This is a genomic window from Bellilinea sp., assembly GCF_053501535.1.
Genome location: NZ_JBRCOK010000015.1, coordinates 1 through 10147 on the forward strand (window position 1 = coordinate 1; position 10147 = coordinate 10147).

Sequence of the window (10147 nt, forward strand, 5' to 3'; positions counted from 1 at the left end):
GAAGAGATGAGCGCGCAGGTGGAAGAAGTCGCTGCGTCGGCGCGCTCGCTGGAGGAAATGGCGCAGAATCTTAAAGAAATTGTCCGCCAGTTCAAACTGCAGCAATCCGCGCGCAGCGACCTGCTGGATGAAATCGAAACCTTCAAAAAGGCGCATTTCAAGTGGACGGAGAAAGCCGAAAAAGCGGCTGCGGGCGGCGCACCCATCAAAGTCAGCGAGGTGCCGTCCCATACCGACTGCAGTCTGGGAAGGTGGTATTACGGACTGGGAAAGCGCGAGTTTGGCAGCCGCGCCGAATTCAAAGCCATCGAAGCCGATCACATTCAATTCCATAATCTGCTGCGCGAATTTGCCGCCAACGGCAGCGGCAGTCATCACGGCGGCCAGCTGCTCAAAGAACTGAAAAGCGTTTCCCAGCGGGTTGCCAGCAAAATGGATCAGTTGAAGAACGTGGTATAGACGCAAATTCCAAACCGAATCCTCTCCCCCTGCAAGGGCTGCCCGGCAAAATCGCCGGGCAGCCCGTCTTCTTTGCGCCAAAAGCCGCTTGTGGATGCGACCCCGCACTACGCAAATACGCTATGACTTTCTCAAACTTCCTTGACAACCCTGAAATTTCGTATCGAAACTGGAATTGTGGCAAAACAACCCCCTCCCGCATCCCTTAATGTCGCCAAAGCGATATTGGGGGAGGAGCAGAAGGGGGCAAAATCGCTCGATTGGACACATAATTGGATTGTTCCGAATAGACATCGGTCAACACCCGCCGGCTGCTGTTTGACCGTTTTCGACTTTGAGAAAGCCCTGCAAAGAGGCAGAATATCATCCCTGGAATTCCTGAGGTGTGATATAACCAGATGGATTCTTCCCTAATACCTCCACTTCCCCAATTCAGGAAATCAACCCTATGCAACCCGATATCGAATCCCTCTTACAACAACTCACTCTGGAAGAAAAGATCCGCCTTCTGGCGGGAGCGGATAACTGGCAAACCCACGCCATCGAGCGGCTGGGCATCCCCTCGCTCAAAGCGAGCGACGGCCCCAACGGCGCGCGCGGCGCGTGGGGCAGTCTGGCAGCCTTTTCGGCCTGCACGCCGGTGGGTACGGCGCTGGCGGCCACCTGGAACCCGGCGCTGGTCGAGCAAATTGGCGCGCTGCTGGGTGATGAAACCCGCGCCAAAGGCGCGGACGTGCTGCTGGCGCCCACCGTCAACCTGCACCGCACCCCGCTGGCCGGGCGCAATTTTGAATGTTTCTCCGAAGACCCCTACCTGAGCGGCGAGATGGCAACCGCCTACATCCGCGGCGTGCAAAGCCGCGGAGTCGGCTGCTGCATCAAGCATTTTGTCTGCAATGATCAGGAATATCAGCGTCTTTCCATCAGCGCCGAGGTGGAAGAACGCCCGCTGCGCGAGCTGTACCTCGAGCCCTTCCGCAAAGCCCTTCGCGCCGCCAAACCGGTTGCGCTGATGACCGCCTACAACCGCATCCGCGGGGTGTATGCCAGCCAGCACGATGACCTGATTAAGACCATCCTCAAAGGTGAGTGGGGCTATGACGGGCTGGTGCTTTCGGACTGGGGCGGTACTTACAGCGAAGCCGTCCCGGCCGGCGGGCTGGATCTGGAAATGCCCGGCCCGGCGCGCTGGATGAAAGCCGACCTCGTCCGTAAGGCGCTTGGCGAGGGCCGCCTGACGCCGGCCGCGCTGGATGACAAAGTCCGTCGTTTGCTGCGTGCCCTGCTGCGCACCGGACGGTTTGAACAGCCCCAACACCCGGAAGAAGGCGGGCTGGATACCCCCCAACAGCGTTCCCTGCTGCGCCGGGCGGCAAGCGAGGCGATTGTCCTGCTCACAAACGAAGGAGCGCTGCCGCTGAAAGGCGTCCGCCGCCTGGCGGTGCTGGGCGCAAACGCCCGCTGGGGCGAGATCATGGGTGGCGGCAGTTCAACCGTCATACCGTACTACGCCGTTTCGCCGCTGGAGGGCATCCGCCAGCGCGCCGGCGAGCAGACGGTGGTGGAATACGCCATCGGCGCTTTTTCGCACCGCTACCCGCCCTACCCCGAGCCCTCCTCCATGCAGACTGCCGCCGGGCAGCCCGGCTGGCTGCTGGAAATCTTTGACGGCCCCAACCTGCGCGGCGAGCCGCTCCACCGCCGACCGATTCGGCGCACCAACCTCTATTTTGGCGAACTTCCCGAACAGGATTTTTCTCAGCAAGGCATTTCAGCCCGTTTGAGCGGCATCTTTCTGGCGCAGGAAAGCGGCAGCCATACCCTTTGGCTGGAGGCGACCGGCGAAACCGATTTGACCCTGGACGGTCAGCCGCTGATTCAAATCCGCTCCACACCGGAGCAAAGTGTGACCCGTCAGGTAGAGGTGGAACTCACCGCCGGGCAGGCTTATCCGGTCGAGATAACCTACCGCGCCGCCAGCCGCCAGCCGGCCGGCTGGTTGAGGCTGGGCTGCCTGCCCCCCCATCCCGCCGACCTGATTGCCGAAGCGGTTGAACTGGCGGCACGCAGCGATGCGGTCGTCATCGTTGCCGGCCTGACCCCCGATTGGGAATCGGAAGGCTTTGACCGGCTGGACATGCGCCTGCCCGGTGAGCAGGACGAATTGATCCGCCGCGTTGCAGAAGTCAACCCGCGCACGGTGGTGGTGCTGAACTGCGGCTCGCCCGTCGAAATGCCGTGGCTGAATCAGGTCAATGCCGTGGTGCAGTTGTGGTACGCCGGTCAGGAGCAGGGCAACGCGCTGGCCGACATTTTGTTTGGGGATGTTTCCCCCTCCGGCAAACTGCCCACCACCTTCCCGCGCCGGCTGGCTGAAAACCCCGCCTTCATCAACTACCCCGGTGAAAACGGCAAAGTCCATTACGGCGAAGGGCTGTTCATCGGCTACCGCTACTACGATTTTACCGAAAGCGAAGTACTGTTCCCCTTTGGGCATGGCCTTTCCTACACCCGCTTCGAGTACAGCGATTTGCAAATTACCCCGCCGGAATTTCAGGACGGCGAAGAGGTGGAAGTGGCCTTCCGCATCACCAACTGCGGAGAAAAAGCCGGCATGGAAACCGCCCAAATTTACGTGCGGGATGTCCACTGCCGCCTGACCCGCCCGCCCAAAGAATTGAAAGGCTTTGTCAAAGTGGATTTGCAGCCGGGCGAAAGCCGGACGGTGCGGGTCAGGCTGAACCGCGAAGCCTTCTGGTTCTACGACCCCGCCAAACCCGGCTGGGATAGCGAAAGCGGTTGGTTTGAGATTCTGGTTGGCGCATCCAGCCGTGATATTCGCCTGAGCGGGACGGTGCGTCTGCTGCCTTCTGCTTCGCAGACCAGCGGCGGATTGGGTGTGCATTCGCGTCTGGGTGAAGTGCTGGCCGATGAGCAGGCCGCCGCGGTATTGCGGCGTTACTTCGGCGGTCAGGTTGACTCACCGCAGGTTCAAAGCCTGCTGGAACTGACGCTGGAAGAAATTTCCCTGCGCTTTCCGCAGCTGGCCCCCCCGGCCTTGCTGGCTGCCGTTGCGGAGGAGTTAAAAAATCTCCCATAGGGTTGACAAGCCCCGTACCTCTTTATATACTTAGAGTAGTTGTCCAACGGCTTTCGACAAATGACAACTACTCTTTTTTGTTTTCGGTAACCTGATCCTGAAGGAGGTTAGACCACTCTCAACACCCTGATTTTGCAAATCCTTATTACCCGATGGATGGGCTACGCCCGGCCGGATAATCCGGCAATCATTCCAACTTACCCCAACATTGTTTTTGGAGGAACCATGTTCAAGAAGTGGACGATCAAATTCGCCCTGATTCTGGTCAGTCTTTCCCTGATTCTCTCGGCTTGCGCAACGCCGGCGCAGCCAACTGCCGCCCCTACTGGGGTATCTCAGCAACCCACCACCCCGCCCGAACCGCCACCGGCTCAGGCAGAAACCCCTGCCTACCAGTGGGGTGAGTGGCGCAATACCGACCCCTACCGCCCCTATGATGAACGCATCACCGTTTCGGTGGTCAAGGGCGGCTCCGAAAGCGCCGGCACCCTGCCGGCCGGTGAAACCATCGAAAATAACCGCGCTTTGAAGTACATCGAGGACACCCTGAACATAGACATCACCTTCAAGTGGGTGGTCACCAGCGACGCCTTTCTGGACAAACTCAATCTGGCCATCGCCAGCAAAGATATCCCCGACATCATGATCGTGGATCCAATCCAGCTGCAGCAATTGACCGAAGCGGATGCCATCGAAGACCTGACCCCCTACATTGAAAAGTACGCCAACGCCGATATTCTGGAAAATTACAACCAGACCAAAGGGGTAGCCCTGCAAGCCGCCACCATCAACGGCAAGATCATGGGCATCCCCAACGTCCAGCCGCAGGCCGATGCGCCCATCATGGCTTTTGTGCGCCGCGACTGGCTGAACAAACTCGGTTTAGAGCCGCCCAAGACGGTGGAAGATATCGAGAAGATCGCTCGCGCCTTCATTGAACAGGATCCGGATGGCAACGGCGTCGCCGATACCTTCGGCCTGACCGGCTCGATGAACCCCATCAACGTCCCCAGCAACCTGCACGGCTTCGATGCCTTCTTCAACGCTTACGGCGCCTTCCCTGAGCTGTTCTACCGCGACAGCTCCGGCAAGATCATCTACGGCTCGCTCCAGCCGGAGGTCAAAGAAGCGCTGGCCCTGATTGCCCGCTGGTACAAAGATGGCCTGATTGACCCCGAATTTGCCACCAAAGACGGCGGCAAGTCGAACGAAATTCCGGTGGCCGGCAAGTCCGGCATCATGATGGGCCCGTGGTGGATTCCGTGGTGGCCGCTGGTGGATTCGGTCACCAATGACCCTAACGCCGACTGGTGGCCCTACCTGATTCAGGACAAAAACGGCGGGCAGACCTTCTCGATGGGCGATTACACCTACAGTTATGTGGTGGTGCGCAAGGGCTATCCTCACCCCGAAGTCGCGCTCAAAATTTTGAACATCCAAAACGATCTGAGCTACGGTTTGAACAATGCGCCGCAGTTCTACCCCAACTTCAACGAAATCTGGACCCTGCTTCTGCCCATCCCCTTCCTGATCGAGCAGCCTTACGTGGTGGAACGCATGGCGCGTGAGTACAGAGATGCGCTCGACGGCAAACTGGATCCGGCCACTTTTGGAGAAGCCATGAAGGTAGAATTTGAGCAGATCAAGGCGGATGTGGCCGCTCCGCGCAGCGACCCCTCCAACTGGGCTACCCGCATGGCGCGTTTGGAAGCCGGTTTGCTGCTGGCGCAGGGTTACAACGAGGTGCGCACCGATCCGGTAGCCGCCCGCGTCCTGTCGCTTGACCAGAACTGGCCTTCGCTGAAAAAGATGGAAGAGGAAACCTTCCTGCAGATTATGACCGGCGCCCGTCCGCTGGATGACTTCGATAAGTTCGTGCAGGACTGGTACAAGAGCGGCGGTCAGGCCCTGCTGGATAAGATGAACAGCCAGTAAGCCGCATTTCGTTCCTCATACAATGAAGAAAAGTGGAGCAATTCTACCTTCCGATGAGGGGGGTGAATTGCTCCACTCCCCATGGCTTTCTCAAAGTTCCTTGACAATCCTAAAACTTTGTATCGAAACAACCCCCACCCACCTCCCCCAATATCGCCAAAGCGATATTGGGGGAGGTGCAGGAGGGGGCCGATAATTCGAAAGTTGATGTAAAAATGATTTATCCCGAATTGACGTTAAGTCTGGATTTTTATCCGTTTTCTGTCTTCCTGGCCTGAGGTATCCCCATGCGTAAAAATTCGGATCGTTTCAGCTACTATGCAATGATCTTGCCGGGGCTGGTTTTGTTATTTGCTTTCACTTTCGTTCCCTTGTTTTATTCCATCATTGCCTTCCAAAAGTTCAACCCGGCTCTTGGCATTCAGGGTTCGCCGTGGGTCGGACTGGACAATTTCCTTTATATCTTCCGTGTGCGGGATGCGCGGCAGGTGTTCTACAACACCATTTTCATCGCGGTGATGAAAATCGTCCTGCTCGAACTGGCCGCCATCACCTTTGCCCTGCTGCTCAACGAACTGCGTTACCTGCGCGTCAAACGCGCCGTGCAAACCATGGTCTATCTGCCGCACTTCCTCTCGTGGGTGATTCTGGCGGGCATCCTGCGCACCATTCTGGCGCGCAACGGGCTGCTCAACGACTTTTTAGGCTTGCTTGGCATCGCGCCGGTCTATTTTCTGGGCCGGCCGGACGTCTTCCCGTGGCTGATCATCCTCAGCGATGTGTGGAAGGAATTTGGCTTCGAAGCCATCCTTTATCTGGCCGCGCTGACGGCAATTGACCCCACCCTTTACGAGGTCGCCGAACTGGACGGCGCCAATCGTGTTCAAAAAATGTGGTACATTTCCATTCCGGGCATCCTGCCGACTATTGTGCTGGTCGCCAGCCTGAGCCTGGGCGGCATTCTCAATGCCGGTTTCGATCAAATTTTCAACCTGTACAGTCCCATCGTCTATTCCACCGGTGATATTCTGGATACCTATGTTTACCGCGTCGGCCTGATTCAGGGGCAGTACAGCATTGGTACCGCCGTCGGCCTGCTGAAAACAGTCGTTTCGCTCATCCTGATCGGCATCTCTTACTGGTTTGCCGGCAAGTTTGCCAATTACCGCATCTTTTAGGAGGTACACACCTCATGGTCTATTCCAAACGACTGCAAGACCGCATTGTGGACTGGCTGATTGCCGCCTTTTTGCTGGCGCTGGGCATTTCCACCCTGCTGCCGCTGGTCAATACCCTGGCCATCTCGCTCAGCGAACGCGCGGCGGTCAGCGGCGGAATGGTCAAACTCTGGCCGGTGGGTTTCAACCTGACCGCTTACGATTACATTTTGAAGGATGTCAAGTTCTGGCGTGCTTTCGGCATTTCGGTGCTGCGGGTGGTCCTGGGCGGGCTGCTCAACTTTGGACTGGCCATTTTGACCGCTTTTCCACTCTCGCGCAGCGAAAAGGCCTTCCCCGGCCGCACGGTTTTTGTGTGGCTGTTCGTCTTTGGCATGATTTTGAACGTCGGCATCGTACCCTGGTACCTGACCATTGCCGGTTATGGGCTGATCGACTCGATCTGGGCACTGGTTCTGCCCGGCGCAGTGCCGATCTGGAATGTCATCATCCTGATGAATTTCTTCCGCAACATTCCCAAAGAACTGGATGAGGCCGCCCGCATTGACGGCGCCAACCCCTGGCAGCTGCTCTGGCACATTTACCTGCCCACTTCGCTTCCGGCGCTGGCGACCATCACCCTGTTTTCCATCGTCGGCCACTGGAACTCCTTCTTCGATGGGCTGATTTTGATGAACAACCCGGACAACTACCCGCTGCAAACCTACATTCAGCAGCTGGTCATTGCCGACCGCCCCATCCTGCACGGCGGGCAGGCACAGTTGATGGCCAAACTCTCCAACGCCACGCTCAACGCTGCCAAATTGTTTGTGGCAATGATCCCGATTCTGATGATTTATCCGTTCTTGCAGCGTTACTTCGTGCGCGGCATCATGCTCGGTGCGGTCAAAGAGTAAGCCACCTCACGACGAGAATCGCAGGATATAGCGCGAAACTCCGTGGATGAACAGGCGCGCCGATTCGCCCGCCTCGCGGTCGGTATCGCCTTCTTCCAGCCCGATCACCTGCGGGTACCAGCCCTTTTCATCCAGAATCTTAACCGGCGGCGTCCAGCTGTGCGGGTCGCTGATGTCAGGCGTCAGGCTGAGGTAAATGCCGTCCTGCCCCCAGCGCGGGTCAATGGCGCGGTTCATCAGGATGACATACTGCTGCAAGAAGCGGTTCCAGTGGACTGAAGGCCCCCAAAAGGTATCCGGCTGCGGGCTGTACCAGTCGGCCTGCACCGGAATGACCGGCGTCACCGCACCCAGCAGGCCGGGTTGCGTCCAGCCGCCGTTGTGCCATTTCCACACCCGCCCCACCGGGCAGGCGCGCTCCTCAAAGCGCATGCGTGCCATAGAAATGCCCTGCTGGGCCACATCGCGGTAGTAGGTTCCGAAAAGGAAGTAAAAATAGCGTCTTTCGCGGTCGAGAATCACGCTGAAATCGCCGTTGCCGCCTGCAAACCAGTAGTTATGCTTTTCAAGATTGAGCGTTTCCGGTCCACCGTTGAGGATGATGCCCAGATCGTCCCAGGTAGCGCCGTTGTCGCGGGAAACCACCGCCCCAATCATCGGCGCCGTCAGCCGGAACTGGCGGCCCTGTTGATACTCCTCGCCAATCAAATGAGCCGGTTCGTTGTGATACCAGCCGTAAAGGGTGCCGTCCTCATCCGGGAAGACCGACTCGATCCACCTGCCCCCGTCCCGCCAGGCGGTGTAAGTGATTTCTCCGATTCGGGACAGGTGATTCAGGTTACTGCCCGCCGAAAGCACCGGGTGACCGGTGGAGGTCAGCACGCGTAGCTCACCATCCCGCCACCAGCAGGGGCTGTTGCAATCGGCTGGGCTTGGGAAGCGCATTTCTTCAACCGGTTCAATGGCAATAGATATATTGGCTACACGCAATTTTTGAGGTTCGCTCATCTTCTTTTCTCCGTATTCTGCTTCGTTTTTGTGTTTTACCGCACCATCAGCAGCAGCGAGCCTTCCTCCGGTAGAAAGTCAATCTCCAGCCCGTCCTGCATCAGGCTGCGCCCGCTGCGCTGCCATTCCACTTCCCCTTCCAGCCCGCACAGCGTATAAACGCGCTCCGCCTGCAGCTGCTGCAGCCGAATGATTCTGCGCTCCTCGCCGCCCGTCAGGCGGAAGACGAACAGCAAATGCTCGCTCCCATCCGGCAGGGCATACTGGAAAGCCGCCCAGCGCTCGCCCGTCCCGTTGCGCCGCGGCTGGTCGGTCAGGCGGTATAAATCCGCCTCGCGGATAAAGCGGCGCACTTGGCGCTGGTACAGGCGGTTGTGCTGTCCGATTCGCTCAGCCAGCCAGGCCGGGATTTCGGTCAGTTTTTGGGAGATGCCGTACCAGCCCAGCATCGAGATGCGCGTGTAATAATCCCATTTTTCGCGGGTCAGGGCGGGGTCGAACGGGTCAAAGCGCTGGTAGGGCGGCGGGTCAGTGTTGCGCCAGTGGCTGTACGTCCAGTGCAGCAGCACATTTGGGGCAAGCATGGCGCTGGCGCCCCAGAATATCTGCAGGTCATGCACCGGCCAGTCCGGGTCGGAAAGAAAGGTCATGTGGGTATGGCGCAGCATGCCCAGGTCAATGCGCAGCCCGCCCGATGAGCAATTTTCCAGCACCACATCGGGAAAATCCTGCCGGATGCGCGTCAGGACGCTGTAATAGCCGCGGTAATGCTCGTACAATCCGTCGCCTTCCTGATGGCCGTGATCGGTGCGGTTGCAGCCGGCGCCCGGGTCGAGGTTGAAATCCACCTTGATCCAGTCCGCCCCGAATTCGCGGATCAGCCGCGCCAGAGTCTGATAGGCCCACTCGCGGGCGGCCGGGTTGCCCATGCACACATAACCCAGCGGACGGCCATCCCGCAGAGCAGGCAGCTCCGGACGTTCCACCGCCAGACTGGCCTTTTCACCCAGCGCTTCAATTTCGCACCAGATGCCGAACTTCATCCCCAGCGCATGAACCCGCTCCGCCAGATAACGGATGCCGTTTGGAAAGCGCCGCCGGTTGACCAGATGCCAGTCGCCGCGGTAATCGTACCAGAAAGTTTCGGCATCCGCCGGGCCAAACCAGCCGGCATCCAGCGTGCACACCTCAAACCCCAGTTCGGCGGCCTTTTCGGCGTTGGCCAAAAACACCGCTTCGTTGATTTCGACATCCTCATACGGCCACCAGTGATTCCACTCCACCGGCAAACGCTCCGCAAGCGGGTTGCGCGGGTACCAGAACTGCCGTCCGACCCGTGCCAGCCGCTGCGAAATCTCATTCAAGTCGGCCCCGCCCGCCAGCACCAGCGGCGCACCGCTCAGCGCTTCGCCCGGCTTCAGGCGTTTGGAAAACTGCCAGTCGTGCAGCCCGCCGCTCAGCTGCACCCCGCCGCCATCCAGCGGCTCAAAACGCAACACCCAGTTGCCCGACCAGGCCACCGCCAACGAGAGCGCCTCCCCATCCGGTGTGAACATTGCCGCAAAAGGATG

7 protein-coding genes are annotated in these 10147 nt (G+C 58.8%); 5 read left to right on the forward strand and 2 right to left on the reverse strand.

All coding sequences use genetic code 11. From position 1 onward, the window contains the following. From ACWIZX_RS01120 to ACWIZX_RS01140, 5 genes are all read left to right on the forward strand, one after another. On the forward strand, positions 1-459 hold a 459-nt coding region (locus ACWIZX_RS01120), incomplete at its 5' end, for a CZB domain-containing protein (RefSeq protein ID WP_448334554.1). 448 nt (positions 460-907) lie between these two features. Then, positions 908-3559 (forward strand): beta-glucosidase H, encoded by a 2652-nt coding sequence (locus ACWIZX_RS01125; RefSeq protein ID WP_448334555.1) that lies wholly within the window; start codon positions 908-910, stop codon positions 3557-3559. A gap of 225 nt (positions 3560-3784) precedes the next feature. After that, on the forward strand, positions 3785-5494 hold the full coding sequence (locus ACWIZX_RS01130) for an extracellular solute-binding protein (RefSeq protein WP_448334556.1): 1710 nt from the start codon (positions 3785-3787) through the stop codon (positions 5492-5494). 287 nt (positions 5495-5781) lie between these two features. Further along, positions 5782-6672 (forward strand): ABC transporter permease, encoded by an 891-nt coding sequence (locus ACWIZX_RS01135; RefSeq protein WP_448334557.1) that lies wholly within the window; start codon positions 5782-5784, stop codon positions 6670-6672. 14 nt (positions 6673-6686) lie between these two features. After that, complete coding sequence (locus ACWIZX_RS01140) at positions 6687-7568, forward strand: carbohydrate ABC transporter permease (RefSeq protein ID WP_448334558.1); 882 nt, start codon at positions 6687-6689, stop codon at positions 7566-7568. Between the two features lie 6 nt (positions 7569-7574). On the opposite strand, the gene ACWIZX_RS01145 is transcribed toward ACWIZX_RS01140, so the two are convergent. Next, positions 7575-8576 (reverse strand): hypothetical protein, encoded by a 1002-nt coding sequence (locus ACWIZX_RS01145; protein WP_448334559.1) that lies wholly within the window; start codon positions 8574-8576, stop codon positions 7575-7577. A 35-nt stretch (positions 8577-8611) separates the two neighbouring features. Continuing rightward, on the reverse strand, positions 8612-10147 hold a 1536-nt coding region (locus ACWIZX_RS01150), incomplete at its 5' end, for an alpha-galactosidase (protein ID WP_448334560.1).

Coding starts and splice junctions, on each gene's coding strand:
- ACWIZX_RS01135 (WP_448334557.1), top strand. CDS start 5,782: ATGCGTAAAAATTCGGATCGTTTCAGCTACTATGCAATGATCTTGCCG.
- ACWIZX_RS01125 (WP_448334555.1), top strand. CDS start 908: ATGCAACCCGATATCGAATCCCTCTTACAACAACTCACTCTGGAAGAA.
- ACWIZX_RS01145 (WP_448334559.1), bottom strand. CDS start 8,576: ATGAGCGAACCTCAAAAATTGCGTGTAGCCAATATATCTATTGCCATT.
- ACWIZX_RS01140 (WP_448334558.1), top strand. CDS start 6,687: ATGGTCTATTCCAAACGACTGCAAGACCGCATTGTGGACTGGCTGATT.
- ACWIZX_RS01130 (WP_448334556.1), top strand. CDS start 3,785: ATGTTCAAGAAGTGGACGATCAAATTCGCCCTGATTCTGGTCAGTCTT.